General features: G+C 39.9%; 14 protein-coding genes and 1 other RNA gene. 5 read left to right on the top strand and 10 right to left on the bottom strand.

The features are described from left to right. Window positions 1-53 precede the first annotated feature (53 nt). From rlmM to ydiJ, 4 genes are read right to left on the bottom strand one after another with little or no spacing between them, the layout of a single operon-like run. The gene (gene rlmM / locus ACNKW3_RS10895; RefSeq protein WP_427399324.1) at window positions 54-1,151 is read right to left on the bottom strand and encodes a 23S rRNA (cytidine(2498)-2'-O)-methyltransferase RlmM; all 1,098 of its coding nucleotides are present in this window, start codon (window positions 1,149-1,151) and stop codon (window positions 54-56) included. Beyond that, window positions 1,144-1,530 (bottom strand): DUF423 domain-containing protein, encoded by a 387-nt coding sequence (locus tag ACNKW3_RS10890; RefSeq protein ID WP_427399323.1) that lies wholly within the window; start codon window positions 1,528-1,530, stop codon window positions 1,144-1,146. Before ACNKW3_RS10890 ends, rlmM begins: the two co-directional genes overlap by 8 nt. Continuing rightward, entirely contained in the window at window positions 1,523-2,419 is an 897-nt protein-coding gene (locus tag ACNKW3_RS10885; protein ID WP_427399322.1) for a transcriptional regulator GcvA, read from the bottom strand. Before ACNKW3_RS10885 ends, ACNKW3_RS10890 begins: the two co-directional genes overlap by 8 nt. 10 nt (window positions 2,420-2,429) lie before the next feature. Next, the gene (gene ydiJ, locus ACNKW3_RS10880; RefSeq protein ID WP_427399321.1) at window positions 2,430-5,468 is read right to left on the bottom strand and encodes a D-2-hydroxyglutarate dehydrogenase YdiJ; all 3,039 of its coding nucleotides are present in this window, start codon (window positions 5,466-5,468) and stop codon (window positions 2,430-2,432) included. Between the two features lie 189 nt (window positions 5,469-5,657). On the opposite strand from ydiJ, the gene ACNKW3_RS10875 reads away from it, so the two are divergent. Beyond that, window positions 5,658-5,879 (top strand): tellurium resistance protein TerC, encoded by a 222-nt coding sequence (locus ACNKW3_RS10875; RefSeq protein WP_427399320.1) that lies wholly within the window; start codon window positions 5,658-5,660, stop codon window positions 5,877-5,879. 46 nt (window positions 5,880-5,925) lie between these two features. On the opposite strand, the gene ppsA is transcribed toward ACNKW3_RS10875, so the two are convergent. Continuing rightward, on the bottom strand, window positions 5,926-8,298 hold the full coding sequence (gene ppsA / locus ACNKW3_RS10870) for a phosphoenolpyruvate synthase (protein ID WP_427399319.1): 2,373 nt from the start codon (window positions 8,296-8,298) through the stop codon (window positions 5,926-5,928). Between the two features lie 181 nt (window positions 8,299-8,479). Here ppsA and ppsR point away from each other — a divergent pair, with 181 nt between their 5' ends. Continuing rightward, window positions 8,480-9,292, top strand: a complete 813-nt coding sequence (ppsR, locus tag ACNKW3_RS10865) for a posphoenolpyruvate synthetase regulatory kinase/phosphorylase PpsR (protein ID WP_427399318.1) — start codon at window positions 8,480-8,482, stop codon at window positions 9,290-9,292. Between the two features lie 7 nt (window positions 9,293-9,299). On the opposite strand, the gene ACNKW3_RS10860 is transcribed toward ppsR, so the two are convergent. Both ACNKW3_RS10860 and ACNKW3_RS10855 read right to left on the bottom strand, forming a co-directional pair. Further along, window positions 9,300-9,632 carry an RnfH family protein gene (locus ACNKW3_RS10860; RefSeq protein ID WP_427399317.1) on the bottom strand — a complete coding sequence of 111 codons (333 nt, stop codon included), beginning with the start codon at window positions 9,630-9,632 and terminating at the stop codon, window positions 9,300-9,302. Further along, complete coding sequence (locus ACNKW3_RS10855; RefSeq protein ID WP_427399316.1) at window positions 9,632-10,063, bottom strand: type II toxin-antitoxin system RatA family toxin; 432 nt, start codon at window positions 10,061-10,063, stop codon at window positions 9,632-9,634. Before ACNKW3_RS10855 ends, ACNKW3_RS10860 begins: the two co-directional genes overlap by 1 nt. Window positions 10,064-10,228: 165 nt before the next feature. Here ACNKW3_RS10855 and smpB point away from each other — a divergent pair, with 165 nt between their 5' ends. Then, entirely contained in the window at window positions 10,229-10,699 is a 471-nt protein-coding gene (gene smpB / locus ACNKW3_RS10850; protein WP_427399315.1) for an SsrA-binding protein SmpB, read from the top strand. 49 nt (window positions 10,700-10,748) lie between these two features. Here the strand turns inward: smpB and ACNKW3_RS10845 are convergent, their stop codons facing one another. Continuing rightward, on the bottom strand, window positions 10,749-12,833 hold the full coding sequence (locus ACNKW3_RS10845) for a TonB-dependent receptor plug domain-containing protein (protein ID WP_427399314.1): 2,085 nt from the start codon (window positions 12,831-12,833) through the stop codon (window positions 10,749-10,751). 38 nt (window positions 12,834-12,871) lie between these two features. After that, window positions 12,872-13,294, bottom strand: coding sequence for a hypothetical protein (locus ACNKW3_RS10840; protein ID WP_427399313.1), 423 nt, complete (start codon window positions 13,292-13,294; stop codon window positions 12,872-12,874). Window positions 13,295-13,446: 152 nt separating this feature from the next. On the opposite strand from ACNKW3_RS10840, the gene ssrA reads away from it, so the two are divergent. Further along, window positions 13,447-13,813, top strand: a transfer-messenger RNA (tmRNA) gene (ssrA, locus tag ACNKW3_RS10835). Between the two features lie 272 nt (window positions 13,814-14,085). Further along, the gene (locus ACNKW3_RS10830) at window positions 14,086-14,907 is read left to right on the top strand and encodes an L-type lectin-domain containing protein (protein WP_427399312.1); all 822 of its coding nucleotides are present in this window, start codon (window positions 14,086-14,088) and stop codon (window positions 14,905-14,907) included. 56 nt (window positions 14,908-14,963) lie between these two features. Here the strand turns inward: ACNKW3_RS10830 and ACNKW3_RS10825 are convergent, their stop codons facing one another. Continuing rightward, window positions 14,964-17,339 (bottom strand): EAL domain-containing protein, encoded by a 2,376-nt coding sequence (locus tag ACNKW3_RS10825; RefSeq protein ID WP_427399311.1) that lies wholly within the window; start codon window positions 17,337-17,339, stop codon window positions 14,964-14,966. Window positions 17,340-17,610: the final 271 nt, after the last annotated feature.

The raw sequence follows: 17,610 nt of genomic DNA, 5'->3' as shown, positions 1-17,610 counted from the left end.
ATTGAGTGAAATTACACCATCTTTGCCGTGTTTTTTTTGGATTTTCCCCAGTTTTACTCAATAAAGTGAAGATTCTGGGTTTCTTCGAGCTGAAAAAGGCTTGGGTTTAATATAATCACGCAGGTGACTTCATCTCTGTCGTGATACAAATGTTTGCATCCTATGTACACAGAAGCAATTCTAACCAGCCTTGCTTTTAGGGCTATTAATTGCTCTTGAACAGTGTCGAATCGCTTTTTCATGGGTAATTTCAAGTTAAAGATAGCCCCTGTAGCTTTGCGCTTTTCAAGCCAATCCCCCATCAATTGTGCCACTTTATCTGGCTTTTCAATCATATCGCAAACTAACCAGTCTACATGGCCCTCTTTCGGTTGGTATTTAAAACCATCCACCTGATAGTGTTCAACCAAACCTGAGTCCATTAAGGCTTGATCGATCATGCCATTGTCGATAGCTTCTACTTTAATCCCTCTTTTTACCAACTGATAGGTCCAGCCTCCTGGACAAGCGCCTAGATCAACTGCTGTCATACCCGCACTGAAAAGTTGGGATTGTTGATCTGGTGTAAAAAAGTGCTTAATTGCTTCTTCAAGTTTCAAGGTTGAGCGTGAAGGAGCTTCATGAGGAAACTTCAGTCGCATTATACCCATAAAGTCGTTATTTCTATCCTCAGGGTCTGAAACACAAAGAACCGCTTGTCCACTGTGTTCAAAAAACAAGTGTAAAAAGGGTAAGCTTTCATCTCGTGATTGACTTAACACCTTATTTTTGCGTAACGTGACACGAAGCGGTACGACAAATTTTTTGCAAAAACGAGCGATTTGTTTGCCGTCTTCTGTATCTGCATATTCAACTAATACATCCCCAAACAATTTCTGTTTTGAATCAGCGAGAGCCTCGCAAATAACACTAATGCGATCAGAGGCTCCATCAAAGGAAAGTTCTTGTTGAATGAGTAATTTTTGGCGTGCAAAGATTAAATTTTCATAGGCCGGAAAACGCCCTTTGTTTTGTTGAGAAAACTCTATAAAACCTGTTTGACGTCCAAACCTTGCGAATCCATAGCCATTTAACTGGGCGAGCTTGTATTCTATTTCACAGGCTAGATCAGCTTCGTATCCTTGTCGACAATACAAAAGATATTTAAACATTTGTTATCTTCTTTTTTGTACCTACTTTGACTGCTAGCGTTATCCAAGCAAATAACCAAATGGTGCCACCAATAGGGGTTAAGAAGGCAAACCCTTTAATGCCAGTCATCGCCAGAGCATATAAGCTACCACTAAATAATAAAATACCAGTAACAAAAGCCCATCCAATGAAATTAAAAGAGAACTCTAATTTCTCTGCTAAAAACGGCAGAATCAACAATACCAGGGTATGGAACATTTGATATTTGATGCCAGTATCAATAATACCAAGGGCATAAGCATCCAAAATATGTTTTAACCCATGGGCGGCAAATGCACCTATGGCAACACACAAAAAACCTGAAAGTGCGGCTATCTGCACCCAAGTAAATTTATTCATTCGACTCATCCTCTACTTGGTCGAGCATCCAATCACGAAAAACTTGGATTTTACTTTTATCAGCATCAGCTTCGCGACACACCAGATAATAGCTGTGTTTACTTTCAAGTTTTTCCGGAAACGGGCAAATAAGCCGTCCACTTTCAATTTCTGGCTTAGCTAACACAGTATCAGAAAGTGCAATTCCCTGCCCCATAGCAGCAGCTTGCAACACCATCATGCTGTGACTGAAAATCGGCCCCTGATTTACATTTACGCCTTTAACGTTGAACTTGTTAAGCCAATTTTTCCAATGGCTGCGCGCACTGTCATGTAAAAGTCTATGGTGAGATAAATCGTCTAAGGAATTTAGTGGATTATCCATGTGCAATAACATAGGAGAGCACATAGGTGTTATATATTCCGGCAGTAATTTTGTGGCATGTAAATCAGGCCATTTACCTTTACCGTAATACACTGCTATATCAACAGAGTCATCTAAAAATCCATCATCCAAATCCACCGCTTTTAAACGCACATCAATGTCGGTATATAACTGTGAAAATTGATAAATCTTGGGAACTAACCATTGACTGGCGAAGCTTGGCGGTGTTGCTACTGTAATCGCCCCTTTTGCGCCCATTGCCAACAGGCGTTCGGTAGCCTCTTGAATTTGAACAAAGATTTCTCTTAAATCATGAAAATAAGCTTGTCCTTCTTCGGTCAATAACAAGGCTCTGTTTTTTCGATGAAACAATTTAGTCGATAAAAAACTTTCCAACGACTTAATTTGATGACTTACCGCGGCTTGGGTCACAAACAGCTCTTCAGCCGCTTTAGTAAAACTCAAATGCCGAGCTGAAGACTCGAAGGCTTTAAGGGCGTTAAGTGGTGGTAATCGTTTTAACATTGAAATTCAATCATCCAATGTCTGGCGTTTGTTGCTGACGCAAAGTCAACTCGTATAAAACCTCGATTGGATGTTTAGGTCTAAAACCTGCCAACCGCTTAACCTGACTACGACAAGAATACCCCGTCACTAATACTTGCACCGGATTAGCTTGGTCTATTTTGGATTGCCAACTCAAATTGTAAATACCCAGCGAATTGTCCAAATGTTCAGCTTCATGACCATAGGTTCCCGCCATTCCACAACAGCCTACAGAAGCCACATTCATGACCAATCCACTGTTAGCAAAAACCTTTTGCCATGTTCCTTCTGTTTTAGGTAAGGCTGTCTTTTCGGTACAATGGGCAAACAGGGTAAACTCGGTATCACTTTCTAGGGTTTGAGTAATATTTTGTTGCGAGAGCCATTCAAGCAAATTTAATACAAGGTATTGTCCTTTCTTATCGGCCAAAATCTTACTGTATTCGTCCCGATAACAAAGCACTAACGACGTATCTAAACCAAACATTGGAATATCTAACGCCGCTATTTTTGATAAAAATTGATCTGTTTTTTGCGCCGTTTTTTCAAAGGCATGTAAAAAGCCCTTCACATGTTGCGGTTTACCATTAGGTGAAAATGGTAATAACACCGGCTTCACGCCAATCAGGCTCAAGTATTTTATTGTTTTTTCAACCAGTTCAGCTTCATAAAAGCTAGTAAAGGGATCTTGAACAATAAGCACATAGTCCTTTTTCTCAGCATCAGAAAGCGCTGCCAGTTGTTCGTAGTCATAGTCACATGCTAATTGCTTAATTCGATGTTTCAAGGTGGGGACTGATAACGCTGGTGTATCAACATAACCAATATTGTGCTTCAAAAAGCCTTTAACTAGACTGGTATCTGTCATCCAGTTGGCAAACTTGGGAATTTTCGCCATAAAAGGCGCGAGACTTTCCACATGCGCCACAAAATAGTCTTTTATGGGGCGTCTATATTTACTGTGATAAATAGACAAAAACTTAGCTCTAAAATCCGGAACATCAACGTTTATGGGGCATTGACTAGTACAGGATTTACACGCTAAGCATCCATTCATTGCTTCATAAACTTCATAAGAAAAGTCGTCTTTATCAATTTTTGCGCCGAAAATTTGCGGGCTAAACTGCCTGAAATTCACATCGGTAATAGGTTCATCCGCTTTTTGCAATTGATACAACCATTCTCTAATTAAGCCCGCTCGTCCTTTGGGACTGTGGCGACGATCCTTGGTAATTTTACTAGACGGGCACATAGGAGAATTAACGTCATAGTTGAAACATAGACCATTGCCATTACAACTCATTGCTGGCAAGAATTCATCCTTAACGTTTATAGGGATTTGTCGATCAAAACTAGCACGTTTGGTATCTGCTACTTTCACTAACTGATGCGATGAATCGAAAGGCACACATATCTTACCGGGATTCATCTTATTTAGAGGGTCAAATGCAGCTTTTATTTTACAAATTTCTTGGTACAACTCTTGGCCAAAAAATTCAGGCGCGTATTCGCTGCGATAGCCTTTACCATGTTCGCCCCACATTAGGCCACCATATTTAGCGACTAAACTAACCACCTTATCGGAAATTGTATTCACTAAAGCTTCTTGCTCAGGGTCACATAAATCAAGCGCAGGTCGTACATGTAATACACCTGCGTCAACATGACCAAACATACCATAGGTAAGCTTATATTCGTCTAATAACGCCCTGAATTCCATGATAAAGTCGGCGAGATTTTCAGGAGGTACTGCGGTATCTTCAGCAAAGGCGATAGGCTTTTTCGGGCCGTCAGCTTTACCAAGAAGACCCACGGCTTTCTTGCGCATACCGTAAATTTTTAGAATATCATTCTTATCAAAGGTAATTTGATAACCAATAACACCGTTTAGATTGTTTTCAATTTCGTTATCCAAACGCTGTGCAAGCTCGCGAATTTTTTGTTCAATTTCATCCTTATTTTCGCTGTTGTACTCCACCATGTTTAACCCATCCATGGTTTTGTTTTCAACGTCTTGAATCAAATCTGAAACACTGTGCCAAACAATGTCTTGGCGAGCTAAATTTAAAACTTTACTATCAACCGTTTCTACTGAAGTCGCATTGGCCGCAATCATAGAGGGAGCATGACGTAAGGCACTTTCAAAATTATTGTATTTTATATTTACCAAGGCCGTGCAAGTAGGTATAGGTGTTATGTTTAGCTTTGCTTCAGCAATAAAACCTAGGGAACCCTCAGCACCCGCGATTAACCTACCGATATCAATAGTTTTTGTTCGCTCATCATAGGCATGTTCTAGATCGTAACCGGTCAGAAAACGATTTAATTTTGGAAATTTAGCCAATATTTGCTCACGTTTGCCAACACAGGTTTCAATGACCTGTTTAAAGATATTACCTAGAGTATTGTCTTTTTTGGCAATGAGCTGCGCTTCATTTACGTCCACCTTTTCTGATTTGTATAGGGTGCCGTCTGCGAATACTTGGGTCACAGATAGCAGATGATCAGATGTTTTTCCGTAAACTAAAGACCCCTGACCAGAAGCATCAGTACTTATCATGCCGCCAATTGTCGCTCTATTACTGGTAGACAAATCTGGCGAAAAGAAAAAACCATAAGGACGTAGAAAATCGTTTAGAGCATCTTTCACTACACCGGATTGTACTTTTACCCAGCGTTCTTCGACATTTATCTCCAAAATGCTCCGCATGTGACGAGAAGTATCCACAACAATACCCGGCGTTAGGGATTGCCCGTTAGTGCCTGTACCGCCACCTCTGGCACTAAAGGTTACCTGAGGGTGCTGTTGAGAAGTTTCAGCGACAATAATAAGGTCGTCAATACTTTTTGGGTGTAGTACAGCCTGAGGAATTTGTTGGTAAATCGAGTTATCGGTAGCCACCGCCATTCGACTACCGTAACTCATTTCAATATCCCCTTTGAACTGTGAGTTTTGTAACGCATGGAGATAATCTTTTACATGAGGTGCAATGGTATTTTCAGGCGATAATCGTGGTAGTACAGCCAAAATAGTATTCCGATCAGGTAGCGTTGGTGACAATAATCGCAATGGTCTTCATTTCTGACACAATTTTCAAGTGGAATTACAGATTTTACAGAAAAAGCTTATTCGAGGAGTACAGGTTTTGTAACACTTTTTTAATTGTAAGAATAAATTGAGCCAATATACTGTTATTCATTAATAACGGAGGCTGCTATGAAAACCATTCGAACCACCATTGGTATTTTGCTTATTATTGCCAGTGTTGTATTTGCAATAATTCCAGGTTCAATTTTTATCACAATTGCGGGTTTAGTGCTGTTGGCAATGGATTATCCTCGCGCACGAGGCCTGTTAAAATGGTCACAAAAACGCGCAAGTAAATTATCGATTTTGCTAGATGCTTGGCTACGTAATCGCAAGCATAGTAGGTATTAGTTGAAAAGGGACTGAGAATACCTCAGTCCCTTTTCTTCACATTAGATTACCCGTGTTTCTCAGCTAAATATAACCAAGTTTCAACCACTGTATCTGGGTTTAAAGACACACTGTCAATACCTTGTTCCACTAACCAAGCAGCAAAATCTTCGTGATCTGATGGTCCTTGACCACAAATACCAACATATTTACCGCGTTTTTTAGCCGCACTAATGGCCATGGATAGAAGGGCCTTAACGGCATCGTTTCTTTCATCAAACAGATGCGCTATTAAACCTGAATCTCTATCAAGACCGAGGGTAAGTTGAGTTAAGTCGTTAGAGCCAATAGAGAAGCCATCGAAGATGTCTAAGAACTGGTCTGCAAGTAACGCATTAGATGGCAATTCGCACATCATGATTACGCGTAACCCATTATCACCACGTTTAAGCCCTTGTTCTTCAAGCAATTCTATTACCTGACGACCTTCTTCCAAGGTTCTAACAAATGGAATCATAATTTCAACGTTAGTTAGACCCATGACGTTTCTAACACGCTTAATAGCTTCACATTCTAAGGCGAAACAGTCTCGAAAATCTTCCGAAATGTAACGAGATGCACCTCTAAAACCTAACATTGGGTTTTCTTCATCCGGCTCATATTGATAACCACCAACCAGGTTAAAATACTCGTTCGATTTGAAGTCTGACATCCGCACAATGACTTTCTTAGGTGCAAATGCAGCACCAATAGAAGCTATACCTTCAACCAGTTTTTCAACATAGAATTCAACCGGTGAAGCATATCCGGCGATAATCTCACTAATTTCAGTTTGCAAATCTTCTGGTTGAGAAGAGAAGTTTAACAATGCCTTAGGATGCACACCTATCATTCGATTGATGATAAATTCTAATCGAGCAAGACCAACACCTTCATGTGGTAATCTCGCAAAATCAAACGCTCTGTCAGGGTTACCCACGTTCATCATGACTTTAAGCGGTAAATCAGGCATAGAATCGATAGGCGAAGTTGTGACTTCATAGTCAATAACTTCGTTATAGATATAGCCCGTATCACCTTCGGCACAAGAGGCTGTGATTTGATCACCGGTTTGAATAATACTGGTAGCGTCTCCACAGCCTACCACTGCTGGAATTCCCATTTCTCTGGCAATAATAGCAGCGTGACAGGTTCTTCCACCTCTGTTGGTAACAATAGCAGAGGCTTTTTTCATGATAGGTTCCCAATCTGGGTCAGTCATGTCAGTGACCAGTACATCGCCCTGTTGTATTTTGTCCATCTCTTCGATGCTAGCCAGAACTTTTGCTGTACCAGCACCGATTTTATGACCGATAGCGCGCCCTTCACAAATGATTTTGGCGGCACCTTTTAAGTGGAAACGCTCAATGATTTGCATATTTTCGCGGCTACGAACAGTTTCTGGACGAGCTTGTACAATATAAAGTTTGTTATCAATGCCGTCTTTGGCCCATTCAATATCCATTGGACGTTTGTAATGTTTCGCGATGATAACGGCTTGCTTGGCAAGCTCCATCACTTCATCATCTGTGATAGAGAAGGTTAAACTATCGGCTTTATCAACATCGACAATTTCAACTTGTTTGCCATGAGACAAATCGTCTGAGTAAATCATCTGAGTGAGTTTGCTGCCTAAGTTTCTTCTTAATACCGCAGGCTTGCCTTGCTCCAAGGTAGGCTTATGTACATAAAACTCATCCGGGTTAACAGCACCCTGCACCACCATTTCACCCAAACCAAAAGAGCTGGTAATAAACACAACATCTTCAAATCCTGATTCTGTATCAATACTGAACATAACCCCAGAAGCTGCTTTATCACTGCGCACCATACGCTGTATACCTGCAGATAGTGCTACACCTTTGTGATCATAGCCTTGATGCACACGATACGAAATAGCACGGTCATTAAACAGAGATGCAAATACATGTTTAATTGCGACTAAAACTGAGTCATAACCTTTTACGTTTAAAAATGTTTCTTGTTGCCCAGCGAAAGATGCATCAGGCATATCTTCTGCAGTTGCTGAAGAACGCACTGCAAATGAAGCTTGATCCCCAACTTCGCCGCACAAGGTTTCAAACGCCTTTTTAATTTCTTGCTCCAATTCGGCTTGGAAAGGCGTGTCTAGAATCCATTGACGAATTTGTTTACCCGCCGCAGCAAGTGCATTCACGTCGTCAACGTCTAACGCATCTAAACATTCATAGATTTTGGCTTCTACACCACTTTTTTCGAGAAATTCATTAAAAGCATATGCTGTCGTTGCAAATCCTCCTGGCACTTGCACACCTGCATTTGACAGATTTGATATCATCTCACCAAGAGATGCGTTTTTACCACCCACGCGATTTACATCGTCCATGCCCAATTCTTGATACCAAAGAACATATTCCTGCACTTTAAAGCCCCCAGCAAACTAACAAAATTTTTGTGTGTACTTTCTGAAATTTTTCACCAACAATTACAGATGTTTTTAAGATGCATTTTTAAACGCACAGCTGGATTTTAAATTGGCTTACAAACGAAAGTAAAATTTAATTTTTTTCGTAATTAAATTACAACAATGTTAAGGAGATGTTGTGAGAACTGCTTTTTACATATCTGATGGGACAGCAATAACTTCAGAGGTATTTGGTCATGCATTACTGTCATTATTTCCAGTAGATTTTGAACATGTAACCATTCCATTTGTTGAAACAGAACAACATGCAAAAAAAGTTTTAGACCAGATTAAAGTAGCTTTTGAGGAAAGTGGAGAGCGTCCACTGGTTTTTTATACCATGGTAAACATTGATATTGGTCGAATAATAAGCAGATCAGTTGGGATCAACTATAATTTTCTCGATCAATTTGTACCGCCGCTTGAAAAAGCCATCGGTATTCATGCGATGCCGAAAAAACATCGCACTCACAGCATGCATGAACAAACCTATGACATACGTATAGAAGCAGTGAATTACGCCCTTGCTAATGACGATGGAAGCAATCTCAAAGATTATAATGAAGCAGATATTATCCTTGTGGGAGTCTCTCGTTCAGGGAAAACACCAACAAGCTTATATTTGGCGTTACAGTTTGGTGTTAAGGCCGCCAATTACCCCTTTACCGAAGAAGATATGGGGGATATTTTAAAACTTCCACCTCATTTAAAACGTTTTAAAAACAAACTTTTCGGTCTTACCATTGGCGCAGATCGATTGCATCAAATTCGCTCTGAGCGCCGAGCAAACTCTAGGTATGCATCAATGCAACAATGTCGCATGGAACTGCGAGAAGTCGAAAACCTGTATCGAAAAGAGAAAATTCCATTCCTTAACAGTACACGATATTCAGTAGAAGAGATTTCGGCAAAAATAATGGCTGAAACTGGGATTAAACGGCGCCGTTATTAGAAGCTGCTTATTTCGTTTTAGGTTTGCCGCCTGTGACTTTATCGGCTCGACCTTCATCTTTCGCTTTTTGCGCACGAAGTTTGCGGACCTCTTTGGGGTCTGCAATTAACGGGCGATAAATTTCTATTCGATCACCATCAGAAAGCTCACTGTCAAGTTTGCAAGCTTTTGACCAAATACCGACTTTGTATTCGTTTAAATCAATGTCTGGATATAAATTTAAAATGCCAGATTGTTTAATAGCAGACTCAACTTGCGCATCCTCTGGTACAGTCAAAGCTATCAAAGACTGTTTTTCAGGCAAGCCATACGCGACTTCAATGGAAATATAATCAGACACTATTTGTACACCTGTTTAGCGCGTTCAGTAAAAGCCTGAACCATATTATTGGCCAAAGACGTAAATATTTTACCAAAGGCCATCTCTGCCAGTTTATTTTTGAAAGTAAAATCTAAATGAAGTGCCACTTTACAAGCATCATCAGCCAGCGAAGTAAATGTCCAGCCGCCACTTAATGATTTAAAGGGACCATCAGCCAACGACATATGAATTGCTTTATTCGGTTCTAATTGGTTATGAGTAGTGAGCTCTTTTTCTATTCCAGCTTTACTTAATAACATTCGTGCTTTCATATGAGATTGCGTCTGTTCCAGCACTGTACTTCTTTTACAGCCTGGTAAAAATTCTTGATAAGCGGCTACGTCATTAACCAAGTCGAACATCTGCTGCGCACTGTACCCCACAAGCGCACTTTTATTTATTTTTGGCATTATCTCTTTAATTTATTATAAACATCATCATATAGTACGCAGCATTCTAATCATTCGATCGATTTACCACAACTCAAGAATGCGGATTTATTAACGTTGTTTGTTGCTAACTAGAATAAAACAAACAACTTTTTATCAGCAATATTCGCAGGTATACTTACGCGCATGAAAAAGAATAAACAATCAAACTCAAATACTATTGCGCTCAACAAGAAAGCGCGCCATGAATATGAACTTATAGATAAGTTCGAAGCAGGTATTCAACTCGATGGCTGGGAAGTAAAAAGTATTCGTGCGGGAAAAGCGAATATTACTGACGCTTACGTGTTCCTAAAAGATGGTGAAGCCTTTGTCACTAACATAAATATTACCCCGCTTAATCAAGCCTCTACTCATGTTATTTGTACGCCAACGCGGCAACGAAAGCTATTATTAAACCGACGTGAACTTGATCAATTGGTCGGAGGCTTGGATAGACAAGGTTTGACCATAGTCGCCACCGCCATGTATTGGAAAAAGAGCTGGGTTAAACTAGAAATCTGTTTAGCCAAAGGTAAGCAAGCCCATGATAAACGTGACACTATCAAAGATAGAGACTGGGCACGCCAAAAAGAACGTATTATGAAACATGGCTAGATGATAAAGCAGAACCTGATTCCCCATCAGATTCTGCTGAGTCTGCACGTTAAAACTGATAAGAAACATTCACTCCAAAGTTTCGTCCGGTTGCAGGTAACTTTTCACCCACCGCTACGCTTTGTCCTGATACCCTATTCACTCCCCCTAAATGATCAATATAGGCTTTATCCAATAAATTATGAATCGACAGAGTTAATTGCCACTGAGAATTAATGAACCACTGGGCGCTGGTATCTATAACCGAATAGCCTGGGGTGATGCTTTCGTTTTGCAGTTCTGCGACATATTTTTGTTCTGAAACCAATTTTGCACTTAGGTTGGCCGCAAATTCACCTTGCTGCCATTGTACTTGAACCTGCCCACTTAGGGGGGCTAAACGATAAAGATCATCTTCCACCGGCGTGGTTTGCTTACCTCGCGCATATTGTAAACCAGCATGCAAACTCAGAGCTCTATTGACTTGATATGACACACTTGCATCAACGCCTTTGATAGTCGCGTCTATATTTTGCCACTGTAAAGGAATTGCCTGATTGTTCATCGTAGCAATATTTATTGCTGCATTATTGGTAGTTGGTAAGCCTATTATGTAATCTTGAATGCGGTTATAGAATAAGTTTAGCAACAGGTTTGTATTTTTTTGTTGATACACAAACCCTAGGTCCATTCCTTTTAGGCTCTCTTTTTGTAAGTCCAGATTACCAAGATAGTTTCGCCCATCTGCTAAACCGGCGGAAATACCCAATGGGAACCAAGTAAAGTGTTGCTGATAGCTAGGAGCTCGTTGTTTAAAACCGGCACTAATTACAACATCTAGATGCGCAAAGATTGGTATCGAAGCTTTTGCCACAACATCGTATAGACTGTGAGTAATGTTTTTGTCTGCTAAATTGAATTCACTGGCCAGAGACGCCACATTCGGATTCATCATTACCATATTGGAGTTGATAGCATCAGCATGCATATTCACTTTCGAAATTCTCACTCCTGCACTGTAATTTATCTGTTTTACTTTATTCTCATTTGCGACTTCCAAAAATACACTCTGTCTATCTCTTTTGACATTGTTGAAATTGAGCAGAAAGAAAGCATCATTTATTGGATTTTCAATTAAAGAATCGTGAGTTTGATGCTGGACAGATAAACCAGCTTTAAAGACGTGACCAGCGTTATTATATTCAGTATCAAAAGTCAGGCCATTTGCACTGCTATCAACAGTATTAAGCCTAGACATGGCAGGCATTGGGGGATTTCTCAACTGATAATTATCCATCACATGAGCATTTTGATTACCAAAAAGTTTAGTGCTAAATACAAGCTGATCGCTATGCTGGTAGCTATGTTGCAATCTATACCAAAGTGAATCAATAAAGATAATATCCATCGCTAATGCAGGTGTACCAGACTCATTAGTGTTGCGTTGGCCGATTAAAAGATCTAGCTGATGATTTTGTTGTTTATATCCTGCTTTTAGTTTAACTCCAGTTCTCTCATAAAAAGTGTTGGGAATAATCCTATCATCAGACGCTTTTAGATTATTACTTTGTTGACTATCAGCGGATACAGCTAGATAAGTATCGTTATTTTTAATATCTGCATTAAATGACACTAAACTCCCCTGATTGCTATAAGCAGATAGATGTAAATTGCCATTACTGACCCATTTACCAGAAGAAAATCCTACATTAAAATCGTTAATTTCTAATGCGCCGCCTAAAGCTTCTGCCCCAGCACTTACTGGTGCAATCCCTTGATATAAGGTCACCTGTAAATTTGCATCACTGATGATGTGCGACATAGGGCTATCCATTGCATTGGGACCAGCGCCAATGATTTCGGCACCATCGATATTCATCAAAACCCTGTCACCGAATAACCCTCGGTACTGTACTATGCCTGTTACACCGCCATTTCCGTTAATAGAAACACCAGGTAATTTAGATAATTGTTCGCGAAAATCTGCTGAAACTTGTTCACTAAGATCAAGTTGTTTATCCACCGCAAGGGATGATATTTGTCCTTTTACAGTGATTCTTTCGACAAGTTGTTCATTTGTTTGTTGTGCATTAGCCGTGTTTAGCGCAACACTCACGCAGCATGCAACCCATGCCATTTGCATTCTTGTTTTCATTAATATGTCCTCTAGTTAAAAATATGTGTATGTATTTGCTAGAGAAATATAGGAGGAGCTCGGGTTGCTGGTGTTGTGAAGTAATGTGAAGTTGGACTAAACCAAGGTAATACAAACCGCTTGGCAACATATACAGCAAAAATGGAGGCTAGATTAATACCATTAGGTGTAATGGAAAAGCAATGATCATAAACGGTTGCATTGGCACAAGCGCGCTGATCGGCTTTTAGTGGATTTCCTGATTCATCAGTATCCAAGAGATCAGATGAGGTAATTTCGACTATTTGGCCGGTATTAAAATAGACATCACTGTCTATCCATTTAACACTGGTTCCTGTACAAATGAGTAAGGCGTTTTCAACCTGAAGGCTTTGCTGTTGAAAATGCATAAAAGCAGAAACACCATTTAATGTGCCCTGCAATGCTAAACAACAAAGTAACAGATAATGAAAAACTCTCATGCCTAACCAAATAATTATCAACCGGGCATAGCCTACTCAAATTTCTTTGCGTTGCCTATTGATTTCTCAAATAAAATACCCACTTTTGATATTAATCAACTAAGGCTAATCTGTACTTCATAATTGCTTATGATATACTACGCCGATATCTCGGGGCTGCTCTGGATTCGACAGGATTCATTGATGCTGGAGGTGCATGCAGAGGTGCGGTTTGCCTCTTTAAAAAGCCGCAAAAAAATAGTCGCAAACGACGAAAACTACGCTTTAGCAGCTTAATAACCTGCTAGAAGCCTTCTCGCCCTAGCTTCCGCCTGTAAGACGGGGATCACGAGGAGTCAAACCCAAACAGGATCGTGTGGATGCTCCCGCCTGAGAGTTGAAACACTAAACTTAATTCAGGATAGTCTTATTATCGCGTGTCTGTCCGCAGTGGTAAGGTGAATCTAAAGACTGACTAAGCATGTAGTACCAAAAGTTGACGCTTTCTGGACGCGGGTTCAACTCCCGCCAGCTCCACCAATTAAACGAATAAAGACGCTCAAGGGCGTCTTTTTTTGTGGGAAATTGTTATGTGCTTTTTAATGCTACTTTTACTTAATTGGTTAATTAATCATCGTCTGATTTCTTTACAATTGCTTCCTACTCCGCGTCACGCCCCTTCTAACCAATTGTTTTTACTGCAATTAAATTTTGGTTCAATATTTGCTTAGGGCCAAGCAGGCAGTTGTATCTATATAAAAACAACATACATAGATGCCTAGTTTTATTTTTAAATACTTAAAGGACTACAAATGAAAAAGCTGTTTTTATCTTCTTTACTTGTACTTGCTACAGCGAGCGCAAATGCAGGTGTAATCTCTGTACAATCTAGTTTTTCAGACGTTAGTGATTGGCAGTTGAATGGCACTGCGGCACAAAATGGAAATCGCTTAGCTCTTACCTCAACCACGTGGCAAAGTGGCACCGCATTTTTAACAGACGCGGTAAATCTAAGTAATGACGTGTCTTTTAGTGCATTTTTTCAATTCGAAATCACTAATCCAACTGGTACATTTGACAGAGGCACGGACACTCTACAAGGCGCTGACGGCATAGCTTTCGTTGTTCAAACAAATAGTAACGATGTTGGTAGTTCAGGTGGTGGAATTGGCTATGCAGGTGTTCAAAACAGCGTTATCGTCGAATTTGATACTTGGAACAATGGAGCTTCAGACAATAACAGCGGTAATCACGTTGGTATCAACTTAAATGGAAGTACTTCTTCTGTAGCCTTGGCGCCAGAGGCTGACCCTTTTAACGTTGGTGGTATTTGGTCTGCTTGGATTGACTACGATGGCGTTAATGATTTACTTGAAGTTCGTTGGTCTGACACAGGTACCCGTAGCGCATTGGCAGGCTTATCTTATAATGTAGATTTAACAGGTGTTTTGAACAACACTAATGCATTTTTCGGTTTCACTTCAGGAACAGGAACTGCTGGCGGCTTACACGAAATTTTAGCTTACGAATTCCGCGATGACTTTTCACCGGTAGTTCAAGAAGCGAGTGCTCCAGCTACCCTAGGTATGTTGCTTTTAGGTGGTTTAGCCTTAATGCGTCAGCGTTGCAAATAAGCGCTAATTTAAATAAAAAAACCGTTCAATTGAACGGTTTTTTTATGCTTATAATTTTAGTTTACTGACTTTTCGGCCTGGTCCAAGTTAAAATATTGAGCTTCAAATTCAGCTTGCTCAAGAGGACGACTAAAATAATACCCTTGTAGTAACAGGTTACCCTGTAACATAAGCCATTCGACTTGAGCTTGGGTCTCCACCCCTTCGGCCACGGTAACTAGATCAAGATTTTTTGCCAGTTGTATAATGGATCTTACCAGCTTCTCATCTTGAGGGTCATGATTAATATCATTAATAAAAGAACGATCGATTTTGAGCTTATCAACATCCAAATCTTTTAAATGACTTAATGAACTGAAACCTGTACCAAAATCATCGAGAGAAAAACTGATTCCCATTTTCTTCAAGCGTTCAATCTTACGAATCGTATCTTCTTTATTATCCAAAGCAACGCTTTCTGTTATCTCAAATTCTAAATTTTCACCTTTAACACTGTGTTTATTCATAATACGAGATACGGTTTCAATAAAATCTAATCTTGCTAATTGCTTATTACTGATATTTACCGCAATTTTAAATTTGGAAGGCAGTAATTTGCGCTTTTTCAAATCGGCTAAATACTTACAAACACTGTCTAATATACGTTCGCCTACTTCTACTATCAGTGCGCTTTCTTCTAAGAATGGAATAAACTCTGCAGGACTAATAGTTTTGCCTTCTTTTCGCCAGCGCATTAAGGCTTCTGCACTAACTAATTGGTGGGTTTCTGAGTCGACTAAAGGCTGCAATACAAAGTAAAACTCATCTCGGAACATGGCTTTCATGATATCGCGTTCAAGCTTTAACAACTCAGCTGCTTGTGTCGCCATTTCATTTTTAAACAGTGTTACACGGTTACGCCCCGCCTTTTTCGACTCATACATCGCAGTATCTGCATATTGCAAAATCTCGTCTGCTGTAGAATGCCCTTTTCTAAATACGATGACACCGATTGAGGCGGTCAATGCATAGCTGTGCAAGCCTATATCGATTTCTTTATTTATACAGGCTCTTAATCGCTCTCCGAGCACTTCTGCACCGTTGGTAGCGGTATGGAGATTGTCTGATACATTATCTTCAATACATAAGAACTCGTCTGCACCAAGGCGTGCCATAAGATCAGAAAAGGAAAATTCTTTTTGTAGCCTTCTTGCCAATTTAACTATTAACTGGTCGCCAACGCTGTGGCTCAACGTATCATTGATACGCTTAAATTGGTCTAAATCAGCAATGGCAGCTATACCGTACATGCCATTTGATGTGACAACATCAGTGGGGCGGCTTAACACTTCATATACTTTGTTTCGATTTGGCAATGAAGTCAGCGGATCATAATAGGCCAAAGACTCTATTTTTTCTTCCGCCTTCACACGTTTGGTAACGTCAGTGGCAGTCACTAATATGCTGTGCTTTTCAGGGGTTTTAAATTTAACCAGTGTCATTTCAACATAACAGTCTACATTATTTGCATTTTTTATCTGCATGGTGCTGCTTTGTTGATTTTGTTTGCAACTGAAAAACTCTTCGATAAGTGCCATAAAGTTTGGATCTATGGTCTTAATAACGTCGTTAGCGGAGCGACCTTTTAGTTCGTAAATAGAGAAGCCATAAAATGCAGCTGTGGCTTTGTTGGCAAATACGAATTCTAAATTTTTGTCCAAAGAGAAAATAATTGCAGGAGCTGTATCAAGAATTAATCTAAATCGTTGCGAGCGTTCGGTCAAAAGTACCTGACTGGTTGAGATACGCGACAACATATCATTTGCCGAATTTACGATTAAACTAAACTCATCTTTTTCGTGCTTTTTAATGTGGTTGATTTGTTGGGTCGCAATAGACTTAGTATTCACATTTTGAAAACGTCTCGCCAAACGCATTAATGGCGCCGCCAGCATGTAGTGATATACAACACTTAACGCAATGGTCAATAAGATATAACCACCAGAGGCTATTACAAATGCACGAACGGCTCGGTCGTAAACGCCAGACAAGGCTACATGGTTATCAATTGTATAAACCAAGTTGCCATACACAGTGTTATCAGGTTGGATACTGTTATCTCTTTTAAGGACAATGCTGGAGCGAGTTTTCCCCTCTGTCACAAGAGATAAAATAGGGTTATACGAGGATTCTACGCTTTCGGAATCTCGTACCATACGTTCTTCACTGCGATTGAATTCAGCCAGTAAATCGCCGTTATCGTCAATGATAGAAACATCATGGAAAAAATTAAAGAAGGATAATCCGTCAACAACGTTTTGCGCTTGTTCTTGGTCAATCAGCCATACGGCGTTCACAGCACCGCTTTGTGCTGATTCTAAAATATGCTCAATGCTCTTTTTGACTTCAGCTTGTCGTTGCTTAAAATCAAACAAGGTTTGTACGAAAGCCATCATAAGACCGAGAAAAATTAAAAGTACGAGGCTACGTACCCCTAATTTAAATGATAACTTTTGACTTAACTTCATATAAACCGTGCGTTTTACAATGTAAAATCATCATAAGGTGTATTATTACCTTTTGCAATTTTTTAACTTAGATAAAGGGGTTTCGAGTATTTCTTAAGCAATCAATCTAGTATTCACTAAGGTTTATCGCTTATTGCGAAGAATCTTTACTCTTTCAGTAAGTTTGTATCGGCGAAAGAAAAGTATTATTGATAAT

The sequence above is a fragment of the Glaciecola sp. 1036 genome (assembly GCF_050306235.1).
Taxonomy (GTDB): domain Bacteria; phylum Pseudomonadota; class Gammaproteobacteria; order Enterobacterales; family Alteromonadaceae; genus Glaciecola.
Note: the sequence above shows the minus strand (reverse complement) of the source record. Positions and strands in the feature narration are given on the sequence as shown.